The 25,248-nt window shown below is 72.1% G+C and carries 23 protein-coding genes and 1 riboswitch; of the genes, 14 read left to right on the forward strand and 9 right to left on the reverse strand.

Annotated features, from left to right (window positions below):
* Positions 1-4 precede the first annotated feature (4 nt).
* Genes ABZT18_RS13625 through ABZT18_RS13635 form a run of 3 tightly spaced genes read right to left on the reverse strand, consistent with a single transcriptional unit; the run spans position 5 to position 3,467 of the window.
* Positions 5-2,260, reverse strand: a complete 2,256-nt coding sequence (locus ABZT18_RS13625) for a heavy metal translocating P-type ATPase (RefSeq protein ID WP_354992545.1) — start codon at positions 2,258-2,260, stop codon at positions 5-7.
* A 12-nt stretch (positions 2,261-2,272) separates the two neighbouring features.
* Positions 2,273-3,244 carry a hypothetical protein gene (locus ABZT18_RS13630; protein ID WP_354992546.1) on the reverse strand — a complete coding sequence of 324 codons (972 nt, stop codon included), beginning with the start codon at positions 3,242-3,244 and terminating at the stop codon, positions 2,273-2,275.
* Positions 3,245-3,257: 13 nt separating this feature from the next.
* Positions 3,258-3,467 carry a copper ion binding protein gene (locus ABZT18_RS13635; protein ID WP_354993094.1) on the reverse strand — a complete coding sequence of 70 codons (210 nt, stop codon included), beginning with the start codon at positions 3,465-3,467 and terminating at the stop codon, positions 3,258-3,260.
* Positions 3,468-3,621: 154 nt separating this feature from the next.
* Here ABZT18_RS13635 and ABZT18_RS13640 point away from each other — a divergent pair, with 154 nt between their 5' ends.
* The 3 genes from ABZT18_RS13640 (at position 3,622) to ABZT18_RS13650 (ending at position 6,840) form a co-directional block, all read left to right on the forward strand.
* A complete protein-coding gene (locus ABZT18_RS13640) occupies positions 3,622-3,918 on the forward strand; it encodes a metal-sensitive transcriptional regulator (protein WP_088951268.1) in 297 nt (98 codons plus the stop codon).
* Between the two features lie 230 nt (positions 3,919-4,148).
* A complete protein-coding gene (locus ABZT18_RS13645) occupies positions 4,149-5,519 on the forward strand; it encodes a YibE/F family protein (RefSeq protein ID WP_354993095.1) in 1,371 nt (456 codons plus the stop codon).
* A gap of 166 nt (positions 5,520-5,685) precedes the next feature.
* Positions 5,686-5,816: riboswitch (cyclic di-AMP (ydaO/yuaA leader) on the forward strand.
* Between the two features lie 4 nt (positions 5,817-5,820).
* A complete protein-coding gene (locus ABZT18_RS13650; RefSeq protein ID WP_354992547.1) occupies positions 5,821-6,840 on the forward strand; it encodes a hypothetical protein in 1,020 nt (339 codons plus the stop codon).
* A gap of 55 nt (positions 6,841-6,895) precedes the next feature.
* On the opposite strand, the gene ABZT18_RS13655 is transcribed toward ABZT18_RS13650, so the two are convergent.
* Positions 6,896-7,624: a carbonic anhydrase gene (locus ABZT18_RS13655; RefSeq protein ID WP_354992548.1), complete on the reverse strand. Its 729-nt coding sequence runs from the start codon at positions 7,622-7,624 to the stop codon at positions 6,896-6,898.
* Positions 7,625-7,851: 227 nt separating this feature from the next.
* Here ABZT18_RS13655 and ABZT18_RS13660 point away from each other — a divergent pair, with 227 nt between their 5' ends.
* Both ABZT18_RS13660 and mycP read left to right on the forward strand, forming a co-directional pair.
* Complete coding sequence (locus tag ABZT18_RS13660) at positions 7,852-8,187, forward strand: MarR family winged helix-turn-helix transcriptional regulator (protein WP_354992549.1); 336 nt, start codon at positions 7,852-7,854, stop codon at positions 8,185-8,187.
* 50 nt (positions 8,188-8,237) lie between these two features.
* Positions 8,238-9,479 carry a type VII secretion-associated serine protease mycosin gene (gene mycP, locus ABZT18_RS13665; RefSeq protein WP_354992550.1) on the forward strand — a complete coding sequence of 414 codons (1,242 nt, stop codon included), beginning with the start codon at positions 8,238-8,240 and terminating at the stop codon, positions 9,477-9,479.
* 64 nt (positions 9,480-9,543) lie between these two features.
* Here the strand turns inward: mycP and ABZT18_RS13670 are convergent, their stop codons facing one another.
* The 3 genes from ABZT18_RS13670 to eccCa form a co-directional block, all read right to left on the reverse strand.
* Complete coding sequence (locus ABZT18_RS13670; RefSeq protein ID WP_354992551.1) at positions 9,544-9,822, reverse strand: WXG100 family type VII secretion target; 279 nt, start codon at positions 9,820-9,822, stop codon at positions 9,544-9,546.
* A gap of 25 nt (positions 9,823-9,847) precedes the next feature.
* Complete coding sequence (locus tag ABZT18_RS13675) at positions 9,848-10,156, reverse strand: WXG100 family type VII secretion target (protein WP_354992552.1); 309 nt, start codon at positions 10,154-10,156, stop codon at positions 9,848-9,850.
* Between the two features lie 206 nt (positions 10,157-10,362).
* Entirely contained in the window at positions 10,363-14,328 is a 3,966-nt protein-coding gene (gene eccCa / locus ABZT18_RS13680; RefSeq protein WP_354992553.1) for a type VII secretion protein EccCa, read from the reverse strand.
* A 166-nt stretch (positions 14,329-14,494) separates the two neighbouring features.
* Between eccCa and eccD the strand changes: the two genes are divergently transcribed.
* A complete protein-coding gene (gene eccD / locus ABZT18_RS13685; RefSeq protein WP_354992554.1) occupies positions 14,495-15,892 on the forward strand; it encodes a type VII secretion integral membrane protein EccD in 1,398 nt (465 codons plus the stop codon).
* A 21-nt stretch (positions 15,893-15,913) separates the two neighbouring features.
* On the opposite strand, the gene ABZT18_RS13690 is transcribed toward eccD, so the two are convergent.
* A complete protein-coding gene (locus ABZT18_RS13690; protein ID WP_354992555.1) occupies positions 15,914-16,993 on the reverse strand; it encodes a type VII secretion protein EccE in 1,080 nt (359 codons plus the stop codon).
* A 269-nt stretch (positions 16,994-17,262) separates the two neighbouring features.
* Between ABZT18_RS13690 and eccB the strand changes: the two genes are divergently transcribed.
* From eccB to ABZT18_RS13730, 8 genes are all read left to right on the forward strand, one after another.
* Positions 17,263-18,849 (forward strand): type VII secretion protein EccB, encoded by a 1,587-nt coding sequence (eccB, locus tag ABZT18_RS13695; RefSeq protein ID WP_354992556.1) that lies wholly within the window; start codon positions 17,263-17,265, stop codon positions 18,847-18,849.
* Between the two features lie 46 nt (positions 18,850-18,895).
* Positions 18,896-19,306, forward strand: coding sequence for a hypothetical protein (locus ABZT18_RS13700; RefSeq protein WP_354992557.1), 411 nt, complete (start codon positions 18,896-18,898; stop codon positions 19,304-19,306).
* Positions 19,299-20,609 (forward strand): hypothetical protein, encoded by a 1,311-nt coding sequence (locus ABZT18_RS13705; protein ID WP_354992558.1) that lies wholly within the window; start codon positions 19,299-19,301, stop codon positions 20,607-20,609. The genes ABZT18_RS13700 and ABZT18_RS13705 overlap by 8 nt, the downstream gene beginning before the upstream one ends.
* A gap of 205 nt (positions 20,610-20,814) precedes the next feature.
* Positions 20,815-21,174 carry a hypothetical protein gene (locus tag ABZT18_RS13710; protein ID WP_354992559.1) on the forward strand — a complete coding sequence of 120 codons (360 nt, stop codon included), beginning with the start codon at positions 20,815-20,817 and terminating at the stop codon, positions 21,172-21,174.
* A 154-nt stretch (positions 21,175-21,328) separates the two neighbouring features.
* Positions 21,329-22,126 (forward strand): hypothetical protein, encoded by a 798-nt coding sequence (locus ABZT18_RS13715; protein WP_354992560.1) that lies wholly within the window; start codon positions 21,329-21,331, stop codon positions 22,124-22,126.
* Between the two features lie 33 nt (positions 22,127-22,159).
* Positions 22,160-22,501: a YkvA family protein gene (locus ABZT18_RS13720; protein WP_354992561.1), complete on the forward strand. Its 342-nt coding sequence runs from the start codon at positions 22,160-22,162 to the stop codon at positions 22,499-22,501.
* Between the two features lie 31 nt (positions 22,502-22,532).
* Positions 22,533-22,940, forward strand: a complete 408-nt coding sequence (locus ABZT18_RS13725; RefSeq protein WP_354992562.1) for a TIGR03618 family F420-dependent PPOX class oxidoreductase — start codon at positions 22,533-22,535, stop codon at positions 22,938-22,940.
* 224 nt (positions 22,941-23,164) lie between these two features.
* Positions 23,165-23,809 carry a C39 family peptidase gene (locus ABZT18_RS13730; protein ID WP_354992563.1) on the forward strand — a complete coding sequence of 215 codons (645 nt, stop codon included), beginning with the start codon at positions 23,165-23,167 and terminating at the stop codon, positions 23,807-23,809.
* A 10-nt stretch (positions 23,810-23,819) separates the two neighbouring features.
* Here the strand turns inward: ABZT18_RS13730 and ABZT18_RS13735 are convergent, their stop codons facing one another.
* The gene (locus ABZT18_RS13735) at positions 23,820-25,229 is read right to left on the reverse strand and encodes an FUSC family protein (protein ID WP_354992564.1); all 1,410 of its coding nucleotides are present in this window, start codon (positions 25,227-25,229) and stop codon (positions 23,820-23,822) included.
* Positions 25,230-25,248: the final 19 nt, after the last annotated feature.

The raw sequence follows: 25,248 nt of genomic DNA on the forward strand, positions 1-25,248 counted from the left end.
TGCGTCACCACCCGTCACCGGGGGCGGCCGGACGGAACCGGCGCAGCCGCAGACTGTTGGCCACCACGAAGACCGAGGACAGCGCCATCGTGGCGCCAGCGATCATCGGGTTGAGCAGCCCGGCGGCGGCCAACGGGAGGGCCGCCACGTTGTAGCCGAACGCCCAGAACAGGTTGCCGCGGATGATGCCGAGCGTGCGTCGGGCCAACCGGATGGCGTCCACGGCGGCGTCCAGGTCGCCCCGGACGAGCGTGAGGTCGGAAGCCTCGATCGCCACGTCGGTGCCGGTGCCCATGGCCAGCCCGAGGTCGGCCTGGGCCAGCGCCGGGGCGTCGTTCACCCCGTCACCGACCATGGCTACCGACCGCCCCTCGGCCTGGAGCCGCTTGACCACGTCGACCTTGCCGGCCGGTAGCACCTCGGCGATTACCTCGTCGATGCCCACCTCGGCCGCGACCGCGCGGGCCACGGTCGTGTTGTCCCCGGTCAGCAGGACCGGGGTGAGCCCCAGCGCGCGCAGCCGGGCCACCGCCGCCCGGCTGGTCGGCCGGACCACGTCGGCGACCGCGAGCACGCCCCGGGCCCGCCCGTCCCAGCCGGCGACGATCGCCGTACGGCCGGCGGCCTCCGCGTCGCTCACGGCCCACTCGACCTCGGGCGGTACGTCGATCCCGCGCTCACGCAGCAGCCCGGGTCGGCCGACCAGCACGTCCCGCCCGTCAACCGTGGCGGTCACGCCCAGCCCTTCGAGGTTGTGGAAACCAGTCACCGGGGGCAGCGCGCCGGCCTCGGCGGCACCCGCGGCGACCGCACGGGCGATCGGGTGCTCGGAGGCGGCCTCCACGGCGCCGGCGAGCCGGAGCAGCTCGGCCCGGTCCTCGCCGCTCGCCGGCACCACGTCCACCAGGGTCATCCGGCCGGTCGTCACGGTGCCGGTCTTGTCCAGCACCACGGTGTCCACCCGGCGGGTCGACTCCAGCACCTCCGGCCCCTTGATCAGCACGCCGAGCTGAGCACCCCGGCCGGTGCCGACCAGCAGCGCGGTCGGGGTGGCCAGGCCGAGCGCGCAGGGGCAGGCGATGATCAGTACGGCCACGGCGGCGGTGAACGCGGCGGTCGGGCCGGCCCCGCTGCCGAGCCACCAGCCGAGCGTGCCGATCGCCAGCGTGATGACGATCGGCACGAAGACGCCGGAGATCCGGTCCGCCAGCCGCTGCACGGCCGCCTTGCCGCTCTGCGCCTGCTCGACCAGGTCGGCCATCCGGGCGAGCTGGGTGTCCGCGCCGACCCGGGTGGCGGTGACGACCAGCCGCCCGCCCGCGTTGATGGTGGCGCCGACCACGCCGTCACCCGGGCCGACCTCGACCGGCACCGACTCACCGGTGAGCATGCTGGCGTCGACGGCGGAGGTGCCCTCGTCGACCACCCCGTCGGTGGCGATCTTCTCCCCGGGGCGCACCACGAACCGGTCGCCGACGGCGAGTCGGTCCACCGGGATCAAGGTCTCCACCCCGTCGCGCAGCACCGCCACCTCCTTGGCCCCGAGTTCGAGCAGAGAGCGCAGGGCGGCACCAGCGGTCCGCTTGGATCGGGCCTCGAAATAGCGGCCGGCCAGGATGAACACGGTCACCCCGGCGGCCGCCTCCAGGTAGATGTTGCCGGCGCCGTCGGTGCGGGTGATGTCGAAGCGGAACGGATGCGTCATGCCGGGCATCCCGGCGTCACCGAGGAAGAGCGCCCAGAGCGACCAGCCGAACGCGGCCAGGGTGCCGAGCGACACCAGCGTGTCCATGGTTGCCGCGCCGTGCCGCAGGTTGGTCCAGGCGGCCCGGTGGAACGGCAGCCCACCCCAGACCACCACCGGGGCGGCCAGGGTCAACGACAGCCACTGCCAGTAGTCGAACTGCCAGGCCGGGATCATGGCGAGCAGGACCACCGGCACGCTGAGCGCCACCGAAACCCAGAGCCGGGTACGCGGGCCCTTCAGCGGGTCCACCGGCTCCTCGGTGGTGGCGGGCGGCGACGGTAGAGCAGCCGTGTAGCCGGTCTTCTGCACGGTCTCGATCAGGTCGTCCGGCGTAACGCCGTCGGTGTACCGGACGGTCGCCTTCTCGGTGGCGTAGTTGACGGTGGCGCTCACCCCGTCCATCCGGTTGAGCTTCTTCTCGATCCGGGCGGCGCAGGCGGCGCAGGTCATTCCGCCGATCGCCAACTGGATCTGGTTCGGCGCCTCAGGCAACGGTCTACTGGTGGTGGTCATCGTCTGGTCCCGTCAGTTGTGCCCGTGCCCGGGGGTGCCGTGGTCGGCGCCGCCGGTCGGTGCGGGTCCGCTCGGGTCGCCCCCGGTTGGCGGGGCGTCGGCCGTGGGAGCGCCGGGCGGCGGAGTGCCGGTGACGACGGTGAACTCGGCGGTGTGCACCGTCCCGCCGTGCCGGAAGTCGAGGTAGAGCCGGTAGCTGCCGGCTGAGGGCACCTCGGCGAGGAAGGTGACGGCCGGGCCGGGCCGGGTCCGCCCGTCGCCGGGCGTTCCGTCCGGGTGCACATGCAGGTACGCCAGGTCGCCTCGGCGCAGTGCCACCAGGTGCCCGTACGCGCCCAGGTAGGGCTCAAGGTCGGTGACCGGCTGCCCGTCCCGGTTGACGGTCAGGGTGAGCGGTGACGTGCGGCCGGGCTGCGGCGCACCGGTCAGGGTGACCGTGTAGCCGTCGACGGTGGTGCTGGTCACCGGGGCTGGCAGCGGCCGTTCGGTCAGCTCACCGGGGACGGTCACGTCCACGCCGAGGGTCAGCGGCTCACCCCCGGTCGGGGTGAAGTCGGCGAACGCCCGCCACTGCCCGGGGCCGGCCAGCGGGGTGTCGACCCGCCAGGTGCCGTCCGGGGCCAGGTCGGGGTGCACGTGGCGGAAGCCGGAGAGGTCCCGTCGGGCGACGATCAGGTGCATTCGCTTGTCGTGCGCCACGTCGTACCGGGTCACCGGGCGCCCGTCGGGCCCGGTGATCCGGAAGGCGAACTCGTCGGCCGGGGCATCGACCGGTTCGAGGGTATATCCGCGGTCGGAGACGAGCAGGCCGCCGGGGAGCCGGTCGGTCGCCTCGTCGTGCTCCCCTGTCGCGTGGGCGGCACCGCCGTCGTGCCGGCTGTCGGCGACCGGGGCGGGGTCGACCAGACGGCCGATCCCGTAGGTCGCGCCGAAGACCGCCGCCAGACCGACGGCGAACCCGGCCAATCTCGTCACGGTGCGCATACCGACCCTCCGATCACGCGTCGACGAGGTCGTAGCCGGCCTCGTCGACAGCGGCCCGAACAACCCCGGTGTCCAGCGGCTGGTCGCTGCTGACGGTGACCCGGCCGGCCGCGAGGTCGACCTGGACGTCACGCACGCCCTCGATGGCGCCGACCTCGGCGCTCACCGCGCTGACGCAGTGCCCACAGGTCATGCCCTGCACCTGGTACGTGGTGTTGACCATCGAAACGTCTCCCTTCGCCACCTCCGAAGCCTATACCCCTGGGGGGTAAGTCGGAGGCGGACCTCTACCCTTGCACGTTACCGGTACCCGGTGGGGGTATCCGGCCAGAAGAGGACCGTACCATACCCCCCAGGGGTACGCTATCCTTGTCGACATGACCGCACCCACCCCGATCCGCGGGTACACCGCCAGCAAGGACCAGTTGCTCACGCGGCTCCGCCGCGTCGAGGGGCAGGTCCGCGGCATCGAGAAGATGGTCGACGACGACCGCTACTGCATCGACGTGCTCACCCAGATCTCCGCGATCCAGGCCGCACTCGACAAGGTGGCGCTGGGGTTGCTCGACGGGCACGCCCGGCACTGCATGCACGAGGGGGCAGCCGAGGGCCGGGCCGACGAGATGGCCACCGAGATGATGGCGGCAGTCGGCCGGCTCATGAAGCGCGGCTGACAGCCCTCAGTCCGGGCATTCCACGGTGACCCTCCGTATGCCGCTGCACAGCCGGGCACCGGCGCCACCACGACGTGGCGCCTTCGGCCGGCCGGGCCGGGCACTGACCGTCCGTGATCGAGCGGTCGTCAGCCAGCGATCCGCCGCACCTGTCGCCGCGTTTCCACGGCAACGGTGAACCGACCGGCACGCTGACCCGTACCCCGCACCGGATCGTTGGGAGTCTCGCCTTGGGTTCCGACCACACCCGCCCCGCTCCGTCCGCCCCGCCCCGGGTACGACGGATCCTCGTCATGACGGTGGTGCCCCTCTTCGTCGCCACCGTGCTCGCCGCCGTGCTGCTCTGGCCGCGGGGTGGGTCCCCGCAGACCGACGGCGGAGCGGACGTGCCGCGCCACCCCGGCACGGTGACCCGGGTGGTGACCGAGCCATGCCCGCCGGTGCCGTCGAGCCCCGAGGGCACACCGAGGGTCGGTGCCGGGCCGTGCGGCACGGTCGACGTCCGGGTGGACGACGGGCCGACCGCCGGCCAGCAGGTGCGGACACCGGTGCCCGACGGCCCCGGCGCGCCCCGGGTCGAGGTCGGCGACGAGGTCATCCTGGTCGAGCTCACCGACCCGACCGATCCCACCGCCAGCAACTGGAACATCGCCGAGCATCAGCGCGGCACCCCGATGGTGTGGCTGGCGGTGGTCTTCGCCGCCGCGATCGTCGCGTTCGGTCGGTGGCGGGGCCTGGCGGCGCTCGCCGGGCTGGCCGCCAGCTTCGCCATCCTGCTCACCTTCGTGCTGCCGGGCATCGGCGCAGGCAAATCACCCCTGCTGGTGGCGGTGGTCGGCGCGGCCCTGATCATGTTCGTGGTGCTCTACCTGACGCACGGGGTCACCGCGCAGACCTCGGTCGCGGTGCTCGGCACCCTGGGAAGCCTGGTGCTGACCGGTGTGCTCGCCACCATCGCCACGGCCGCAACCCACCTCACCGGCTTCGGCAGCGAGGATGCGACGACACTGTCGATGTTCCAGGGCGACGTGGACCTGCACGGCCTGCTGCTCGCCGGGATCATCATCGGCTCGCTCGGGGTGCTCGACGACGTGACGGTCACCCAGGCGGCCACCGTCACCGAGTTGGCGAACGCGAACCCCGGGCTGACCCGGTTGCAGCTGTACCGTGCGGCCACCCGGGTCGGCCGCGCGCACATCGCCTCCACTGTCAACACCATCGTGCTGGCGTACGCGGGCGCGTCGCTACCCCTGCTGCTCCTGCTCACCGCCGACTCGCGGCCGATCGGGCAGATCCTCACCAGCGAGTTCCTCGCGCAGGAGATCGTCCGCAGCGCGGTGGCCACACTCGGCCTGATCGCCGCCGTGCCACTGACCACCGGACTGGCCGCGGTGGTGACCACCGCCGGGCGCACGGATGCCCCTCCGTCCGCCGACGCTCCCGCCCCGCGACCCCAGCCGGCCCGGGCGGAGGCACTGGCCGCACTCATCTCACCGCGAACAGGTCGACCCGGCGAGCCGGATCCGACGCGGACCTCACCCCCACACACCGCCACCGACCGGTGGCCGGAGCCGAACAGGAGCACAGATACGGCATGGTGACACTCCTCAGCGTGACCAGTTTGGGCATCCGCCCTGAGAACCGCGTCACTGGTCACTCAACGCCATGGCGAAATGACACTTTTGGTCGACATCAAGGCGTAGCTCACCAGGCCGACTCTCGGGTAACCTCGCTGCCGGTTACCGATGAAGGCGCGAAGCGGCGCCTGCGGTGCCACCGCCCAATCGCCAACCGGCGAGCCGGGGACCCAGGTACGTGGGGTGAATCCGCGTCAGCGGTAGGGGCCACTTCCGCCCCGAACCCGTCAGCTAACCCGGTCGGCGGTCGACGGAAGGGAACATTGTGACGGCACCCCTACGCCGCTGGTTGACACCCGTGGTGGCCGTGATCGCCGCACTGACCGTGCTCGCCGGGCCCCTCCCGGCCCATGCCGCCCCGACGACCCCCACACCGTCCGGGCACGAGGAGGACGGCGAGCCCCAACTGCTCAACGACGTCATCGAGCAGGCCAACCGCGACTACTCCGCCGCCAAGTCCAAGCTGGACAAATCCAAGAAGCGACAGCAGGAGTTGGCGCTGGAGGTCGACCGGGCCAAGGCCGACCTGGATGCGCTGGCCCCGCAGGTCGGGCAGATCGCCGCCCAGGCGTACCGGACCGGCCGGATCGGCGCGATCGCGATGCTGCTGGAGAGCGACGCCCCCGACTCGTTCGTCCAGCGCGCCTCGGTGCTCGACGAGATGAACATGGTCAACGAGAAGAAGCTCTCCGAGGTCAACACGGTGAAGGCCCGCGCCGAGCAGGCCAAGCTGGCCCTCGACACGGAGGTCCGCGAGCAGCAGAAGCAGACCGCCCTGATGGCGAAGCGGAAGAGCGAGGCGGACAAGGCGCTCTCCCTGGTCGGCGGAAAGGGCTTCACCGGCGGCCTGGTGGATGCCACCTCGCCCGTCGCCCGGCTCGGCCCGGGTCGCACCTCCGACGGTGACTGGAAGCCCCAGTCGTGCAGCGAGAATGACCCCACCACGTCCGGCTGCATCACGCCTCGCACGCTGCACGCGTACAAGGAGGTCAAGCGGGCCGGCTTCAGCCGGTTCGTCGGCTGCTACCGCTCCGGCGGGCCATGGGAGCACCCGAAGGGCCGCGCCTGCGACTGGTCGCTGCAGAAGAGCGGCTTCGCCCCGTGGCACAACGAGGACACCCGGACGTACGGCAACAACGTCGCCGCGTTCCTCATCCGGAACGCCGACCGGCTCGGCATCTACTACGTGATCTGGAACCGCCAGATCTGGTTCCCGGCGACCGGCTGGAGTTCGTACAGCGGGCCGTCGAACCACACCGACCACGTGCACATGTCGCTGCTCTGACCCGCACGATGCCCCGTCGAGGGCCGTTCCGCGTCGCGGGACGGCCCTCGACGCGTCAGGCTGCGGCGGGCGCGGCCGGGTCGGTCGACCCCGCCGGCACGTCGAGCGTCGCGAAGCCGGCCGGCACGGCGGCCACCGGGCGTACCGCTCCGGCGGCGAGCCGATACGACACGCCCACGACCGCGCACCGCCCCTGCGCCACCTCGTCGGCCAGCACGGGCGACTGCCCCAGCAGCGTCTCGACCGTCTGCGCGATGTGGATGTCGACGATTTCGTCGATGTCGTCCACGCCCTCGGCTTCGGCCCGGCGCAGGCTGGGCAGCACGGCGTCGACCACCGCCCGCAGGTGCCCACGAGGTGGGGTGCCGGTCGCGGCGACCTCCCGGGCCGCCTGCACCGCGCCGCACGAGTCGTGGCCGAGCACCACCACCAGCGGGGTGCCGAGAACGGTCACCGCGTACTCCACGCTGCCGAGCACCTCCGGGCCGGCGGTGTGCCCGGCCGTACGGACCACGAACAGGTCACCCAGCCCTCGGTCGAAGATGATCTCGGCGGCCAGGCGCGAGTCGGAGCAGCCGACGATCACCGCGAACGGGTGCTGCCCGTCTGCCACGGCAGCCCGGTGCCCGGCATCCTGATTGGGATGGCGTGGGGCACCGCTGACGAAGCGTTGGTTGCCGGCGGTCAGCTCGGCGTACGCCCGGGTCGGCTCGCTGGGCGCAGACGCCCGGTCGGCGGTCCGCTGCGGACCCGGCTGCCCGCCGGGTGTCCCGGGTTGACTCATCCCCGCACCTCGTCCTCACGCATCTGACCTGGTCAAGCGGCTTTTCAGCCGTGCCGGCGGCGGTCGCTGGCACGGGCTCCACCGTCACACGCACCGTAAGTCGCGTCAAGGTATGCGTGATATAGATTTCATACGTTGACCCCGGTCCGACCCTGGGTAACGTCCCGAGGGCAGGACGGACGAGACTCCCCTGCGGGCAGGGCGGACATCCGGAGAGGCGGTCAACGATGGCGAGCACGGCAACGGGCGACACCGGTGGCGGGCGGAACTGGACATTCCTCACCAACCACGGGCACGTTCTGCTGGCCCTCGGCCGCGACCCCACCGCCCGGCTGCGCGACGTGGCGGCCGAGGTCGGCGTGACCGAACGGGCCGCCCAGGCCATCGTCGCCGACCTGGAGGCGGACGGCTACCTGCACCGCACCCGCGTCGGGCGGCGTAACGAATACACCCTCAACCCGGCCGGCCGGTTCCGGCACCCCGCCGAGGCCGACCGCCAGGTCGGTGACCTCCTCGCGCTGTTCGCCGAGACACCCACCGCGGAGGCCACCCCCCGGGCCTGACCGTCGTCGCCGGGCCGCTGCCCGACTCGGCACAGCGGTAATCTCTGCGGGTGCGCGAATGCCCGCCGTTGAGCGCGATCAACCCGTCCCCTCGTGCCGGACGTGCTGTCCGAGCCGTCCTCAGTGGAACGCTGGCGGCCCTGCTCGGCGCCGGCCTGGTGGCACCCTCCCCGGCGACCGCGGCACCGCCCGACTGCGGCCCAGCCGGTGAGGAGGGCCTGGCCGAGATGCCGTGGGCTCTGCGCCGGCTGGAGCCGTCCTCCGCGTGGCCGCTGTCGCGAGGTGCCGGAGTAACGGTGGCAGTGATCGACTCCGGGGTCTCCGCCACCCACCCGCTACTCAAGGGTCGGGTGCTCGCGGGCCGTGACTTCAACAATCTGCCGGCCAACCAGGGCCAGTGCGACATGGCCGGGCACGGCACGATGATCGCCGGCATCATCGCGGGTCGGGAGGGCACGGGCGTTCCGTTCAGCGGCATCGCCCCGGCTGCCCGCATCCTGCCGATCCGGGTTCTGCCGAACCTCAAGGAAACCAACGACCTGCAACTTCCCGCGCAGATCGCCGCGGCCATCGACTGGGCGGTCGCGCAGGGCGCCGACGTGATCAACCTGTCCCTGACGACCATTCCCGGCCCCGAACTGACGGCGGCCGTCGAGCGCGCACTGGCCAAGCGGGTGGTGCTGGTCGCTGCCGCTGGCAACAGCAAGGAGGGGCAGCAGGACAGGCCCGGGTACCCGGCCGCGTACCCCGGGGTGATCGCTGTCGGTGGGGTGGACGAGCAGGGCGGTCACGTGGGCACCTCGATCAGCGGCGACTACGTCGACATCGCCGCACCGGGGTTGAACATCATCGGGCCGGCGCCGAGGGGGTCCGGTTACCGCGCCGAGCCGACCGGCGGCACCAGCTTCGCCGCCGCGTACGTCACGGGAGTGGCCGCGCTGGTCCGGGCCGCCTATCCGGATCTCAACCCGCAGCAGGTCGCGGAACGGCTGGAACGCACCGCGGACAACCCACCGGACGGCCACAACGCCGACATCGGTTACGGGGTGGTCAATCCGTACCGGGCGGTGTCGAGCCTGCTGGGCACCCGGGCGAACCCGCCCGCCGGCGCGATCCCGGCGCCTGTCGTGCACGACGACCCGCTGAGCTGGCAACGTTCCGCCGCGATCTGGGCCGCGGCGATCGGTGGGCTGCTCACCGTGCTGCTGCTGATCGCGCGACCGATCGTGGCCCGGGGCCGCCAGCGCGGCTGGCGTCCTGGCCGACGCACCGACTCACCGGCTGCCGGCTGATTGACGCCAACGCAATGCGGCTCCGGCCCGGGTGAACCGGACCGGAGCCGCATGGGCGAATGCCTCAGCCCCACACCTTGGAGTTGCTCATCTCGGTGGAGACGTAGTTCTCACGGGCGATGCCGACGGCGCCGCCGATCTCGTTCAGGATCCGGTTGATGTCCCGGACTGCGGTGTCCCAATTGGCCTGGTGCTGCTCGTAGGCAACCCGGTCCTCACCGTCCCAGTGCAGCTTGGACAGCATCGACCGCAGCGTGTCGAGCTTCTCGTCGATGGTCTTCGAAATGGCCAGCATCTGCTGGTTGCTGCTCTCGAGGACCGCGTAGTCAACCTTGATCGTCACGATTTCCTCCTCTGCTCGCTGCGGATCACGGGTTGAGAGCAGAGTGGAACTTGTCCAGCATCTGCTGCTGCTCTTCGTCGTTGACCTGGTGCGTCGTACCCGACTTGTCGAGCAGTTCCGCGATGTTGTCCATCGCCGTCAGCAGCTTGACGGTGTCCTCGTTCCAGCGCGTCATCAGCGACTGGAAGCCCGTGGACGCCTGACCCTTCCACGCCATGGCCAGGTCGTCGACCACGTTCCACAGCTTCTTCAGCTCGCCGTCGACCTCGCTGCGCGTGGACCGCACGTCACTCGCGGCGGTATGCAGAGTCGCAGCTTCGACCTCGAACGCCATGCTTCACACCCTTCCGTCATGTTGTGGTGGCGGCTTCGCCGCACTCCTCCCCCGCGGCAAGGCACCAACACCCCACCGACGGACACTCCAGTGAAGACCGTAGCGGAACCTGTCCAGCCCTCGCAGCCCTGACCGGCAACGTTCGATGGATGGTGGTGAATCGGACCGAGATGGTCCACCACGTCCTACCGAACGACCGACCCCGCTCAGGACGGCTCGGCCCAGGCGGTCTGGATCAACTGCTGGCCGTCGCGACGGCGGACGAGGGTGCCCCGGCCGGGCGGTTGCGGGCTCGGACGCAACGCGCCGAAGACCGCGCCCTCCTCCCGGTTACCGGACATCAGCAGGCCCGGCGAGTCCAACTCGCGCAACCGCTGCAGCACCGGCTCGTAGAGCGCCCGGGACACCCCACCGACCCGGCGCGTGATGATCAGGTGGAGACCGATGTCGCGGGCCTGCGGCAACAACTCCTGCAGGGCGCTGAGCGGGTTGCTGCCACCGGAGGCCACCAGGTCGTAGTCGTCCACCAGGATGTACAGGTCCGGACCCTTCCACCAGCTGCGATCGCGCAGCTGGGCGGTGGTCACGTCCGGACCGGGCAGCCGGTTGGACAGCGCGCTGCGGATCGAGCCGAGCCCCTGCGCGAACGCCTGGTTGGACGGGGCGTAGTCGAGCAGATGATCGCCCTCCACCGCCCCCAGCAGGCCACGCCGGTAGTCGGCGATCACCAGCCGGGCCTGAGCCGGCGTGTATCGCTCGGTGATACCCCGGGCGATCAACCGCAGCAGGTTGGTCTTGCCGCACTCCGCGTCGCCGAACACCGTCAGGTGCGGCTCGTTGGTCAGGTCGAGGTAGACCGGCGCGAGCGCCGACTCGTTGACCCCGATCGGCAGACCGGGCGCCGACCGGTCGATGATCCGGGCCAGCTCGGTCACCGGCAGCCGGCGCGGCAGCAGCCGCACCTTCGGCGCCGGGCGGCCCGGCCAGTTCGCCGCCACGTGCCCGGCCAGAGACAGCGATGCCTCGCTCAGGTCCTCGATGTCCCGACGGCCGTCGACCCGCGAGATGGCGGTGAGGAAGTGCAGCTTGTCCCGGGTCAGGCCACGACCGGGCGACTTGTCCGGCACGTTCATCGCCGCGCGGCGGTCGATCTCGGACTCGGACGCGTCGCCGAGGCGCAGCTCCAGCTTGGTACCGAGCAGATCCCGCATGTTGATCCGGATCTCGGCCCACCGCATCGCGGTAAGCACCACGTGCACGCCGAAGCCGAGGCCCCGGTTGGCCAACGTGGTGATGGTCTGCTCCAGCTCCTCGTACTCCTGGCGCAGCGTGTTCCAACCGTCCACCACCAGCAACACATCACCGAACGGGTCATCGGCGAACTCACCGGCAGCCCGTCGCCGACGGTAGCTGGCCACCGAGTCGATGCCGTGCTGGGCGAAGCGCGCCTCCCGGTCATCCAGGACGGCGACCACCTCAGCCACCGTCCGGCGCACCGCCTCGACGTCCCGCCGACCGGCCACCCCGGCCATGTGCGGCAACCGCTCCAGGCTGCGCAGCGCGCCGCCGCCGAAGTCCAGGCAGAAGAACTGCACCTCCCGTGGCGTGTGGGTGAGCGCCAGCGAGGCGAGCAGCGTCCGCAGCATCGTGCTCTTGCCACTCAGCGAGCGGCCGACGATGACCACGTTGCCGCCGGCCCCGGCCAACTCGACCATCATCGGGTCACGGCGCTGCTCGTACGGGCGGTCCACCACACCGACCGGCACGGTCAGTCGCCCGCGCCCGGCCCAGGAGGCGGTGCACAGCCCGTAGGTCGGGTCGACCGCCAGCGGGCCGAGCAGCTCGCCCAGGCCCGGCGGATCGGCCAGCGGCGGCAGCCACACCTGGTGTGCCGGGCGGCCCCGCCCCTTGAGCTGGTCGATCAGCACGTCGAGCATCGCCACGGCCTTGCCGTCGGCCGGCTGCTCCGGCTCCGGCGCGGTGTCCACCGGCATCTGCGGTACCTGCGCCGGAATGAAGTCGAGGCTGTACGGCACGATCCGACGCTGCACCAGCGCCTGCGAGGCGGAGGCCTGCTGCCCCGGCGCCCGGTACGCCCCCGACACGTACGCGGCCCGGAACCGCAGCATCGTGCTGGTGTCCGTCTTCAGGTAGCCGTGCCCCGGCGCGTTCGGCAGCTCGTACGCGTCCGGCACGCCGAGCACGATCCGGCTCTCCACCGCCGAGAAGGTACGCAGACCGATCCGGTACGACAGGTGAGTGTCCAGGCCGCGCAGCTTGCCCTCTTCGAGCCGCTGGCTGGCGAGCAGCAGGTGCACGCCGAGCGACCGGCCCAACCGGCCGATCATCACGAACAGGTCGATGAAGTCGGGCTTGGCGGCGAGCAGCTCGCTGAACTCGTCACAGATGATCAACAAGCTGGGCATCGGTGCCAGCGGCTCACCGGCCGCACGGGCCTTCTCGTACTCGAAGCGGGAGACGTAGTTGCCGGCAGCTCGCAGCAGCTCCTGCCGGCGCACCATCTCGCCAGCGAGCGCATCACGCATCCGGTCGACCAGCGGCAATTCATCGGCCAGGTTCGTGATCACCGCGCTGGTGTGTGGCAGCGCCTCCAGCGAGGCGAACGTCGCGCCGCCCTTGAAGTCCACCAGGACGAAGTTCAGTTCCTCCGACGAGTGGGTCACCGCCAACGCGGCCACCACCGTACGGAGCAGCTCGCTCTTGCCGGACCCGGTCGCACCGATCACCAGCCCGTGCGGGCCCATGCCCTCGTGCGCTGACTCCTTGAAGTCGAGCTCGACGACATTGCCGTCCGGCCCGACGCCGAGCGGAATGCGCAGCCGGTCCCGGTGACCACGCGGGCGCCAGGTGTTCTGGACGTCGACCGTCGCGGCGTCTCCCACGCCGAGCAGGTCCGGCAGCTCCGTGCTGCGGGCCAGCGGCTCCTCGTTGCTGGTCTGCTGCTGGGAGAGCCGATAGGGGGCGATCTGCCGGGCCAGCCCCTCGGCGGCCTCGGCGCTGAGCTGGTCGGGTCGACCCAGCGGCGACGACGAACTGCCCCGGACCAGGTCGAGCGAGCTTCCGTCACCCACGTCGAGGCAGAGCAGCCAGCGGCCGGCATCGCGCGGCACCGTCCCGGAGAGGTCGATCACGGTGGTGCCGAGCAGCCCCGGGCCCACCAGCTGGCAGGTAGGTGAGATCTCGCCACCGTCGATCACCACGACCAGGTGCGGGGCGGTGGTCAGCGGTTTGGCCTCCGGGGCGAACCGAGGCCGCCCAGCCAGCTCACCGGTGAGCGATGCCTCGGCCTCGGTCAGACTGGCGAAGACCAGCCGGCGTGCGCCGGCGGCGTCCGTACGGCCACTGTGGTGTGCGTGCGGGAGCCACTTCACCCAGTCCCAGGAGGACTGCCGGTCGGGCGCGGCGACCACCGCGATCACCAGGTCGTCCGGGGCGTGGAAGGTAGCCAGCTGTCCGAGCGCGGCCCGGGTCAGGTCGAGCACGGGCTCGCGGTCGCCGCGGAGCACCACCCGACTGAACGCGCGCACCGACAGCGCGGTGGGCAACTCGGGCACGGTGGAGTGTGCGCGGACGAACCGGCGCAGCGCGATGGCGCTCATCGGTTCCAGGTCCTCCACCGGCTTCGTCTCCGGTGGGACGATCTCCACCGCGAGACGCTGCGGGCCGAGCGCGATCCGGGTCTCGCCGAAGTCGTCCTCGGTGATCCGCCGCTCCCAGAGCCGCCGCGACGCGGCGATCGACCAGAGCGCGTCGGGCTCGGGGTGCCGCCAGGCCATCGCCGCTCGCTGCTGCTCAGCGGCACGCCGGGTGCGCTTGCGCATCTGGGCCAGGTAGCGCATGTAGTCGCGGCGGTCGGCGTTCAGCTCGGCCTTGTCCTTGCCACCGCTGTTGGCCAGCGAGCCGATCGCCATGCCCAGCATCGACACGCCGAACAGACCACCGGCGACGTAGGTCATCATGCCGCCGCCCTTGCCGGCGTAGAGAAACGCCATCGCACCGACCCCGCAGAACATCGGCAGGATCATGAGCAGCTGCCCCATCCCGCGGGGCGCCGGCTCGGGCAGCTCCGGAGGGGTCTCCAGCAGCACCTCGCCGCGCGGTAAGGCCGGTCCCGGTTGACGCGGGAGCCTGCGGAACACCACCGTGCTCACGGCTGTCTCCTCCCCAGAAGCGGCCCTGATGACGTGTCGCCGCGGACCGGAGCCCGCGGGTGGGCATCGTACGTGCCCGCCATCGTAGGTAATCTGCCGTGGGCGCGGTGGACCCGCACCGCAGCATCGCGGCCAGCCCATCACAGACGCACACCTGGAGGCCACTGTGGCGACGAAGACGGCGACCGGTGGTCTGAGCCGGATCACCATCGTGGCTCCGCGTACCCGGATGGATCTGGCGCTGCCATCGGACGTGCCGATGGCCGACCTGCTCCCCACCCTGCTGCGCTACGCCGGGGAGGACATGGCCGACGAGGGTGCGCGGCACGGCGGCTGGGCTCTGTCCCGGTTGGGGGGTGCACCCCTCGACGGCGGGCGTACCGCTGCGCAGCTCAGCGTTCGTGACGGTGAGGTGCTCTACTTCAACCCCCGGTCCGCGGCCGCGCCGGAGATCGTCTTCGACGATGTGGTGGATGCGGTCGCCACCGCGACCAACCAACGCCCCGGCGCCTGGCAGGTCGACGCGACCCGGTCCTTCGCGGTGGTCTTCGCCGCTGCGGCGCTCGGCGCCGGCGCGCTGGCCGCGCTCTTCGCGGGCCCTCCGCACCTGCCCGGCGCGGTGGCCGCCCTGCTGGTCGCGGTGACGCTGTTGGTAGGCGCGGCAATGCTGTCCAGGGCTGCCGGTGACAGCCGCACCGGAGCGGTGCTGGCCATGGTCGGCCTGGCCTATGCCGCCACCGGCGGCCTGCTGCTGCTCGCCGGTGATCGACCGCTGACCGAGTTGGCCAGCCCGCACGTCCTGCTCGCGGCGACCGCCGCGGTGGTCGCCGGAGCGGTGGCCGTGCTGGCGGTCGGCGACCGGTACCCCCTCTTCTTCGCCGCGATCGGGGTGGGGGCCGCGACCGGCCTGGGCGCGCTGCTCTGCCTAATCTTCGGCCTCGACGCGCCGGCCTCCGCCGCGGTGGTGGCGGCGGTCGCGTTCGGCATGGTGCCGGCGCTGCCGATGGCGGCCTACCGGCTGGCCCGGCTGCCGGTGCCATCGATTCCGACCGGTCCGGAGGACCTGAAGACCGACAGCGAGTCGGTGGACGGCCGGCAGGTGCTCCAGCAGAGCGAACGTGCCGACCAGTTCCTGACCGGTCTGCTGTGGACCGTGTCGCTGCTGGTGTTGGGCGCGCAACTGGTGCTGGCCCTCGACGGCCGCCTGTCGGCGGTGCTGCTGTGCCTGGTGCTGGCCCTGCTGTCGCTGCTACGGGCCCGACCGCTCCTGGGCCGCGCCCAGCGCACCCCGGTGCTGCTGGCCGGTTCCGTGGGGCTGGGTCTGGCCGCCGCGACGACCTTCGCCAGCGGCTCGCTGCCGGTCCGGCTCGGCCTGATCCTGGGCGGGCTGGTGCTGGCCGCCGTGGTCAGCCTGATCTACGGTCTGACCGTCGCCGGAAAGCGCATCTCGCCGGTCTGGGGCCGGTTGCTCGACATCGCGGAGATCCTGCTGATCATCTCGCTGGTCCCGCTCGCCTTCTGGGTGTGCGGCCTCTACGGCTGGATCGTCAACCTCCGGCCCTGACCGCGCGCTCCCGCCCCGCGGTCAGCGCGGTTGCGGGCGGGTGGAGACACCCAGCGCCGACGCGACCGGCGCGGTGGCGTAGACGCCCGGAGCGTGCTGACCGTCCATGGGTCGGGTGGACGTACCCGCCCGTTGCACCACCTCACGAACCACTTTGACCAGCGCCTCGACGTGGTTGTCCATCGCTGCGACGCGCAACAGCGGCGCCGCGACCCGACCGTCCATCGACACCGTCGCGGCCACCGTGTGCGAGGGTGCCGAGGTCGCGGTGATCGCGTCCACCAGCGGGCCGAGCGGTGCGTCCGAACGGCCCCGCAGGGTCATGCAGCGGTGCGTCCAGCCGCCGCCGCGCAGCCCTCGCCAGGTTTCCGCCGGAGCCTCCGGCACCAGGTCCAACCCGGCGGCCGAGACGATGGCCGCGCGCAGTTCCTCCCGGCCCAGCGGCCGATGGGCCAGGCCCGCGGAGGTCAGCGCCTTGCCCAGCCGACCGATCCCCGCAGCCACGGTCCGGTGCACGCCGGCCAGCCCGCCGCCCCGGCTCACCGCCTCCACCCGGGCATCCCGGACGGTGAGCCGCAGCGCCACCCAGACGGTCCGGTGCGCCGCCGGCGGCGCACCGGGTGCCGGATACCAGACCAGGGTGTGTGCGACCACCTGGGCCCGGGAGACCGGCGCGCTGAAGTCCGTGAGCACCCGCAGTGCGCGGTCGACGGTGGATGCGTCCACCGAGCCGACCGTGGCACCGGTGGCGGACTGCAACGCGACCGCGGCGAACCAGCCCTGGTCGTCCTGCCCGATGCCGAGCCGGGTGCCCCGGTCGGTCAACTCGATGACGCTCAACTCGGGGGCGAGCGCGGCCAACCGCGGGTCCGTCGCCGTGCCGCCGGCCAGTGCGGCCGAGGCGCGTTCGACGCGTCGTCGCAGCCGTCGGCGCAGCAGCAGATCCTCGAACCACCAGCGGCCACCTCGGCGGACGAAGGCGGCCAGGACGATCAGCACCGCCACGGCGCCCACCGTGGCGAGCAGCCAACTGGGCCCGGCGGTCGCGGCCCAGACGCCGACCACGCACAACTCCAGCACGACGAGCTGGCCGACCAGCACGGGGCCGATCCGCCCACGGCCTGGCCGCTCGGTCGGCGGCGTCGACCGCGTCGAAACGTCGGACGGGCCCGTGGCCGATCGGGCGGGTCGCGCCTGAACCTGCGTCATCGCTGACTGTCCCTCCTGCACGGTACGGCTCTGCGCCGGGTTGGTCCGGTGCCGGCCACGGGCGGCGGTCCCGAGGAACCGCCGCCGGCCCCTTATCGTAGGGAAGCCCGCGACGGCACCCCGACCTGATCGTCGCGGAAACACCCCGCCGGAGGTAAGTCATGCGGACCCGCCGCGATCAGGTGCAGGCGTACCGCTTCGTCACCCGCCGGATCGTCTCCGCGTTGCTGTCGGGCGATCCGGAGACCACCAATCTGCCGATGCGACGGCTCGGCATGGCGGTCTTCGGCAGCGTCATCACCGCCGCCGTGGTGCTCGGTGGGGTGGGTGCCTACGGCCAGTTGACCGGAAACACCGCGCCACTGCAAGACCAGACTCTGGTCATCGAGCGGGAGACCGGCGCGACGTACGTGTTCATGAACGGGCAGTTGCTTCCGACGCTCAACTACACCTCGGCCCGCCTGATCCTGAACAAGCCGGATGCGGAGGTGCGGACGATGTCCCAGGCGTCGCTGCGGGACCGGCCACGCGGGCGCACCCTCGGCATCGTCGGGGCACCGGACGCCCTACCGGACCGCAAGTCGCTGACCGGGCTGCCCTGGTCGGTCTGCGACGTGCCCGACCCGGTCGACACGCAGCGTTCCAGCACCCGGGTGGTGATCGACCGGGCGCTGCCGGGCGGCACACCGCTGGGCGACCGCTCGGCGCTGGTCGTGGTGGACAATCAGCTGCACCTGCTGACCAACAACACCCGACTCCAGGTGCCCGATGGGGAGCGGACGATCGCGGCTTTGAAACTGTCCGGTGCCGCGCGGCTACGGGTCGGGCAGCAACTGCTCAACGCCGTACCGGCGGGGCCACCGCTGCGCAAGCCGTTGCTGCCCGGCGAGGGTGACCGCAGCAGGCAGAGCGTGGCCAACCGGACGTCCACCATCGGTCAGGTGTTCCGGGCCGCTGGGCGGCACTACGTACTGACCGGGGATGGTCTCGTCTCGATCAGTGAGATCACCGCCCTGCTGATGGTCAGCGGCGGCGGTCAGATCACCGACATCACCCCGGATCAGGCCGGCGATCTGTACGTCAATCAACGAGTCGAGGAGGAAGGGCTACCGCCGACGATGCCCACCCTCTACCCGGCCCAGTCCGGTCAGACCATGCTGTGCGCGACGTACCGGGCGGGCAGCGCAGGCGGCCCGCCGACCACCACCCTGGAGGTCTTCGATCGGGCGCCGGCTGAGCTGACCGCGACTGATGCCGGCCCGGTGCCGGTGCGACAGACCAGACGGGACGCCGTACGCACCGCCGAAGCGGTGCTGCTGCCCGGTGGGAAGGGTGTCATCGCGCAGGCCTCGCCCGGTGCCGGGACCAGCGGATCCGGTGCCGCCGGGTCGACGATCTACCTGATCAGCCCGCAGGGCATCCGGTATCCGCTCGGCTCGGCGGAGACGTTGGCCGTGCTCGGCTACGGCGGAGTGACCCCGCTGGCGGTGCCCGGCTCGCTGCTCGCACTGATCCCGACCGGGCCCACACTGGATGTCGAGGACGCGTTGAAGGTCTTCTCGCCAGACGTGCCGGCGCCGGCCGCACGGACGTCCGCCGCGCCGTCGTCTCCCGCGCCGCCGTCTTCCGCACCACCGTCCGCCACACCACCGTCAAGGTCGACGCCAACCGCTCCGGCCAGCGGCGCTACCCCGACCGGCGGGGCGGGCGGTGGGATGCCCGTCGGATCGACCGGGGCCGACGGCTGAGCAGGTTTGACGGGTCGCACGGAGTCGCAGCGGTGGACTAACCTGGATGTCGCTGACGGTTGTCAACCAGAACGACGGGGATGTTGCCATGACCGGGCGTACGGAAGTTGACCTGCTGTCCCTAGAGGACTTCCACCAGCACCTGGCGTCGCGGTTGAGCCAGGTGGAGTCGGTGCTGCGCAAGCTCAACACCGAGATGCAGTGCCGCCCCCCGGCGTTGGGTGCGTTCTTCGACGCCACCGACAAGGCGAGGCGCTACAGCGAGGTGCACCAGTCCTATGTCGACCAGGCGGAACGGGTCCGGCAGGCGGTGCTGGCGGCACAGCAGGCGACCAGCACGATCCTGACCAACTACCGCACCGCCGAGGCGCGTAACGCGGCCAACGCCACCGATGTCACCGCCGCGCTGACCGGGGTCGATCGGGCGTTGCAGCCGAAGGAGGACGGGCGTGTCTGAATACACCCAGCGCTACGAGGGCAGCAGCCACCAGCAGCTGTACGACGGTGTGATGGCCGGCAAGCCGGAGCAGATCGAGGGCGTGGCCGCCCAGTGGGCTGAGCTCAAGGGAATTCTGGACGGTCTCGGCCGGGAGCTGAGCGGCGACCTCGAGAAGCTCGGCAACACCTGGACGGGCTCCGCAGGTCTGGAGTTCCAACGGCGACTCAGCCTGATCGTCGTTCACACCGATGCGTTGGGCGAGGGGATGGCCGGCGTCAAGCAGGGGCTGACCCTGATGGCCGACCATCTGCGTACCGCCCGCAAGCAGGCCGAGAGCCCGGAGGAGACCGACGACAACGACCAGTTGATCTCCGGCGCGATCAAGGGTGCCGCCTTCGGTCTGACCGGCGCCCTGATCGGGGGCGTGGCGGGTCACCAGCAGGACAAGGCCGAGCAGGAGAAGGCCCATCAGCGGATGGTGACCGTGGTGGCCGATCTGGCCAGCGGTTACGAGCTCTCCGCCTACGACCGGGTGGTCGATCCACCCCTGCCTGACCCGGACACCCCGGGCAAGGTCAGCAAGGATCCGACGACGCCGCAGGGTGTCTCGGCCATCGCCAGGGTGACCGCCGGACCCACCAGCACCGGTGTCAACGCGCGCACCGGCGGCGCGACCATCGCGACATCCAGGCGCGCCGCGCAGCCGCCGGGCCCCGGCGACGGCTCGATCCTCGGCGAGAACGCCCCGGGCACCGGTGGCACGCCAGCCGTCGCCACCGGCCCGATCGGCACCGGCAGCGCCTCCGGTCCCAGCGGCACCTCCCTCGCCGGAGCAGACCCGCTGATCGGCGGCGCGCTGATCGCTGGTGGTGCCGCCGGGCTGGTCGGCCTGTCCGGGCCAACCACGGTGGCCGCTGGCGCCAGCGGTGGCCCGGGTCTGCTCTACGGAGCGCAGGGCGGGGCACCGGCCGGCGGGGTGCTGCGCACCGCCGCGCTCGCCGGTTCAGGCAGCACGCCCACCACCTCGGTCCGTCCGACCGGTGGTGCGACCCCGGCTGAGAGTCGCTCCGCCAGCGGGATCGGGCGCAGCATGGACGGCCAGCGCGGCGGGAGCGGCGGCCAGGCGGCCACGACCGGCCGCAACGCAGGCTCCGGCCGCGGGGCGGGCGGCAGCGGTGCCGGCCGGCCCGGGGTGCTCGGCGGGCGCGGCCGACCTCAGGACGACGACTCCGATGAGCGGCTGACCTGGTTGACCGAGGACGAGATGGTGTGGCGGGACGGCGGGAACGCAGCGCCCCCGGTGCTCGGCACCGGCGGCTGAGCACGATGCGCCGCCGTTGATCACCACCACCGGCGGTGCCACACGAACGATGCGCGGTGCCCCCGACCGGAACGATCCGGCCGGGGGCATCGTCTTCCCCGGGGTGTCGATCGGTGACGTCCACAGTGCGCATGGTGGTGGCGGTCACGCCAGGCCGGGCCGTCGCCGTGCTGCGACACGCCGGGGCGGGCGATAGGTTGGTCGGGTGTCGTCCGCAGCGTGTGTCCGCCCAGCCCGATGGGCTGTGCTGCGGTCACTGCGGGAGCTGACCCGGCTGGCGGTCACCGCGCTGGTGCTCGCGGTCGGCCTCGGTGCCGCCCTCGCCGCGACCCCACCGCCCGCCCCGACGCAACTGCGGCCCAGCGCCGTGAGCAGCCGGGTGGCCACTGTCGGCCCCGATGCCGGCCCGGCCACCGAGTGGACTGCCCAGCCCGTTGCCGCCCGACCGGTTGACACGGTCGACACCGCCGCGGCGGCCGGTCCGGTCGCTGCCGCCCCGGAGCACACGCCGGCCATCGATCCCGGCCGTGGCACTCCTGCGCGACGCGGCCCGCCCACCCGCTGATCCAGGCCCGGCTATCCCCGAGGCCCGGTCCCGGGTAATCCGTCGCGGCACCTGAGTCGACGCCGACGGGGTCACCCCGCACCCGGCCGACCGGTGCCGTCGGGCTCCTCCTTGCCACCCGTCGATACCCGCCTTCGAGCGCGAGGTGCTGATCATGCAAACCATCCTCTCCACCGTCCTGCCCGACCTGTCCCGGGCCGCCGTCATCTGGCTGAGCCTGCTCGGGGTGGTCGGGGTCGCTGTCTCCGCTCTCCTGCTGCGCCCCGGCCGGCTCCGCCTCGACCCGGGCGCCCGGATCCGCCGCGCTGCCATGCCGAGCCAGTTCGAACAGGCGCAGGAGGAACGGGAGCAGAGCCGCTACGCGCAGGTGGTCGCGGTGGCAGCCGAGCGGGCAACCACCACCGCTCAGCGCCGTCGGGCGGAGTGGGTGGCCGCGCAGGAGACGGTCGAGGCAGCCTGGCAGGCGTACGAGGCTGCCGAGGCTGCCGTGCGGCGGCTTGGCGCGGCAGCCGCGATGCCGCTGCCGCACACCGCCCAGACTCCGGCCGAGTACGTGGATCGCGAGCGCTACCTGCACCGTGCCGCGCTGGACGCGTACTGGCGGCGGGAACTGTCGGTGGAGCAGCTCAGCGACGTCTTCGCACACCGCGACGGCTGGGACCCTCGGCTGCACCCGGTCGAGCAGGAGCTGGTGCTGCAGCGGGCGATCCGGGAGAATCTTGCGGCCAAGCACACCGCCGCCCGCGAGCAGGAGCAGGTTGCGTGGCGGGCGGCGGAGTTGGCCGTGGCGGCGGCCCGCAGTCTGCGCGAGGAGGCCCATGCTGCCACCGGACGACGGGTCGCGGAGTCGGCGTCGGTGCTGCCGCTCAGCGAGGTTGCCCGACCGTCGGTTGAGCAGACCCGGGAAAACGTGGTGATCGCCCGAGGCCGCGCGACGGTGCCCGCGTTCTGATCCGCCCGGCGTCGGGTGGGTTAGCGTGACGGCATGTCCCGACAGGCGTGGGTCCTCGTGGTGATCGCCGGCATCCTGGCGATCGCCACACTGGTGGGTGCCGTGGTGCTGGCGGTGCGGGTGGTGCGTACGAGGCGGCTGCTGGCCGGGCTCGGTGCGGGCGGCAAGGTCGCCTTCTACGGGGCGCTGATCTACACGATCTTCCCGGTCGACGTGCTTCCCGACCCGATCTACCTGGATGACATGGGCGTCCTGGCCGCCGCGCTGATCTACCTCACCCGGCTGGTGCACCAGCGCCGGGCGGCCGGTCGTCAACTGCCCGGTCAGCCGGACGCCCCGCCGGACCCCGACCGGGCACGCCGCCGCGTGCCATGATCGAGGTCGGTTCGGCGGACAGGGGACGGGCATGGCGGGCGATCATCGGTTGGACGTGCGCGATGAGCGCGTTGCCGCCTTCTGCGCGGAACGGCACCTCGCGACGCTGACCACTCTGCGCGCCGACGGCACCCCGCACGTCGTACCGGTCGGGGTCACCCTCGACCCGGCGGCCGGACTGGCCCGGGTCATCACCTCCGGCACCTCCCACAAGGCCCGTCAGGTGGCCGCCGCCGGCGCGGCGGGCGCGGCGGTGGCGGTGTGCCACGTGGATGGCCGCCGCTGGCTGACCATCGAGGGCCGCGCGGTGCTCCGGTCGGATCGAGCCGCGGTGGCGGAGGCGGAGCGCCGCTATGCCGAGCGGTATCGGACCCCACGCCCGAATCCGGAGCGGGTGGTCATCGAGATCGCCGTGACCCGGCTGCTGGGGAGCCTCTGAGCTGACAGCGGCACCCCCTTGGGCGGTTCGTCACTGATGACCGGGTCGCGCCGAGTGCGCCAACCGCGAGGCGGAATGCACGCCGGAGCAGGGCCGTTACGTCCTCGGTACGCCCACGGCTGAGACCCGCCGCTGGTCGTCGCCCCGTGCTGAGCCGAGCGCCATTCCCGGTGCTGCCGCCCTCCGTCCGTCGGAGGCGCCAACCCCCGAACGGAGACTCGACCATGAACCCGATCATCCAGAAGAGCGGTCTGTCCGTCGTCGGCCTGCTGGTCGCCGGCGGTTGCGCCCTCGGTCCGGCGGTAGCCGCGCAGGCCGCCCCGGTGCCGGCCACCCCGACCTCGTCGAGCCAGACCAACCGGTCCGCCGAACGGATCCTCGGCATCGACTACCAGGCCCAGCCCAACTTCTACTACTGCGGGCCGGCCGCGACCCGGATCGCGTTGTCCGCCCAGGGCAAGGCGTTCTCTCAGGACGAGGTTGCCAGGCTCCTCGGCACCACCGAGGCCGGCACCCCGTCGGCCCTGGACACCACGCGGGTGCTCAACGAGCTGACCGGTGGCAAGTACCGGACCACCGAGATCCGTGACTCGGTGGCCCGCCCCGACCAGGTCGAGCAGCTGCGCCGGGACGTGCTGACCGCGGTGGACGCCGGCCGGCCGGTGGTCGCCAACATCAAGGGCACGACCGTGGACACCGACGGCAACCCACACTCGTACGAGGGCGGCCACTACCTGACCCTCGTCGGATACCGCGACGGTGGCGACACGATCCGGGTCGCCGACCCGGCCGACCCGGCGTTGGGCGAGTACTGGGTGAGCCTGCCGAAGGTCGCCAACTGGATCGCCGAGCGCGGCTACTCCGCCTGATCCTGACGGTTCACCGGGCCGGTCTCTCCCTGTCGGGGAGGCCGGCCCTTCCGTCGTCACGGGTCCGGGCAGCGAGGTTCGCGCGTCGACGAGCTCGGGCGGCCCTCGTCGACCGGGCGCGGTGCAACTGTCGCCGGGCCGGCGGGTGGACGGCCGCTTCGCCAGCGCCGGCCGCCCTACGCACGATCCGATTGGCGTCGTCGGGTTCACAGCCGCAGGCCCTGAGGAGGTCGCTCGCCGCGGTACGCAGTCCGGTGACAAGCGACTCGCCGAACGACTGGACCCCGCTCGCGGCGGCTCGCCCGGCCAACTCCGCGCACTCCGCGACCAACCGCCGCGTGCGCTGGGGGTCGTCACCGACCTTGCACTCCGTACGCATCTCCGCCACCGCCTGACCCAGGCGACCCATCGCGTCCGGCAACTCCGGCGGGATCGGCTCGTCGTACTGCATTGCGGTTGCCGACCAGCGGGCCATGGCGCGGGTGTCCAGCAGCAGCCGCTCCAGATGACCCGCGCTGCGGGCGTACCGGTGGTACTGCTCGCGGCGGTGCCAGCGGGCCGGCGCGATCGTCACCACCTCCTCGGCCCCACTCAGCGCATCGTGCAACCGACCCAGGTCGTCGTCGGTGCCACGGAGCCGCTCCAGGACGCGCATGGTCCGGTCGCCGTCGCGCTCCCGCAGCGCCTGCGCCAGCTCGGCGAGTTGCTCGCAGAGGATCGCGAAGATCGGCGCCGCGGCCCGGTCCAGCACTCGCATCGGATTGACCGGCAACAGCAGCGCGACCACCACCAGACCGACCACCCCACCGACGAGCGCGTCGAAGATGCGGGGCAACTCCAGGCCGGGCTCCATCGGGGCCAGGGTGGCGATCAGCACGGCGGTACCGCCGGCCTGACCGACCAGTGGGCCACCCTTTCCGGCCACCAGCAACGCGGTGGCGATGGCCAGCGCGACCACCACACCGGTCTGCCACGGGCCGGAGCCGACGATGAAGCGCAGGGTGTCGCCGATGATGATGCCCAGGGCCACCCCGCCCAGCAGTTCGAAGGTGCGTCGGGCTCGCTGGCCGATGGCGGTGGCGATCGTACCGACGGCGGCTGCGGGTGCGAAGACGTGCGATCCGGAGCCGAGCAGATGCTGGGCGAGCAGGGCGGCGATCGCCGCGGCCAACCCGGCCTGGATGGAGATCACCAGGGTGAGCTCCCACTGCCGGGCCCGGATCCGGCCGGCCTGCCCGCCGCGGTGCCGCACCCGTTGGACCGCCTGGCCGCTCCGCTCGGCGGCCTCGTCGAGCCGCGACTGGTCGCGGTCGGCGGGTGGGCGGGCGTCGGCCATGGCGGCGGTTACCCGGGCGACGGCGGGGCAATCGTTGCCCGGACGCCCCACCGGCACCAGTGACACCGCCGGCACCGGAAACACATCGTCGAACGTAGGTTTG

Origin of the sequence: Micromonospora sp. NPDC005291, from assembly GCF_040607415.1 — a bacterium.
Lineage (GTDB): Bacteria > Actinomycetota > Actinomycetes > Mycobacteriales > Micromonosporaceae > Micromonospora.

What these genes read in the sequence shown, in the direction of transcription:
- ABZT18_RS13625 (WP_354992545.1), bottom strand. Translation starts at nt 2,260, where the DNA reads ATGACCACCACCAGTAGACCGTTGCCTGAGGCGCCGAACCAGATCCAG.
- ABZT18_RS13630 (WP_354992546.1), bottom strand. Translation starts at nt 3,244, where the DNA reads ATGCGCACCGTGACGAGATTGGCCGGGTTCGCCGTCGGTCTGGCGGCG.
- ABZT18_RS13635 (WP_354993094.1), bottom strand. Translation starts at nt 3,467, where the DNA reads ATGGTCAACACCACGTACCAGGTGCAGGGCATGACCTGTGGGCACTGC.
- ABZT18_RS13640 (WP_088951268.1), top strand. Translation starts at nt 3,622, where the DNA reads ATGACCGCACCCACCCCGATCCGCGGGTACACCGCCAGCAAGGACCAG.
- ABZT18_RS13655 (WP_354992548.1), bottom strand. Translation starts at nt 7,624, where the DNA reads ATGAGTCAACCCGGGACACCCGGCGGGCAGCCGGGTCCGCAGCGGACC.
- ABZT18_RS13660 (WP_354992549.1), top strand. Translation starts at nt 7,852, where the DNA reads ATGGCGAGCACGGCAACGGGCGACACCGGTGGCGGGCGGAACTGGACA.
- ABZT18_RS13675 (WP_354992552.1), bottom strand. Translation starts at nt 10,156, where the DNA reads ATGGCGTTCGAGGTCGAAGCTGCGACTCTGCATACCGCCGCGAGTGAC.
- eccB (WP_354992556.1), top strand. Translation starts at nt 17,263, where the DNA reads ATGCGGACCCGCCGCGATCAGGTGCAGGCGTACCGCTTCGTCACCCGC.
- ABZT18_RS13700 (WP_354992557.1), top strand. Translation starts at nt 18,896, where the DNA reads ATGTCGCTGACGGTTGTCAACCAGAACGACGGGGATGTTGCCATGACC.
- ABZT18_RS13715 (WP_354992560.1), top strand. Translation starts at nt 21,329, where the DNA reads ATGCAAACCATCCTCTCCACCGTCCTGCCCGACCTGTCCCGGGCCGCC.
- ABZT18_RS13720 (WP_354992561.1), top strand. Translation starts at nt 22,160, where the DNA reads ATGTCCCGACAGGCGTGGGTCCTCGTGGTGATCGCCGGCATCCTGGCG.
- ABZT18_RS13725 (WP_354992562.1), top strand. Translation starts at nt 22,533, where the DNA reads ATGGCGGGCGATCATCGGTTGGACGTGCGCGATGAGCGCGTTGCCGCC.
- ABZT18_RS13730 (WP_354992563.1), top strand. Translation starts at nt 23,165, where the DNA reads ATGAACCCGATCATCCAGAAGAGCGGTCTGTCCGTCGTCGGCCTGCTG.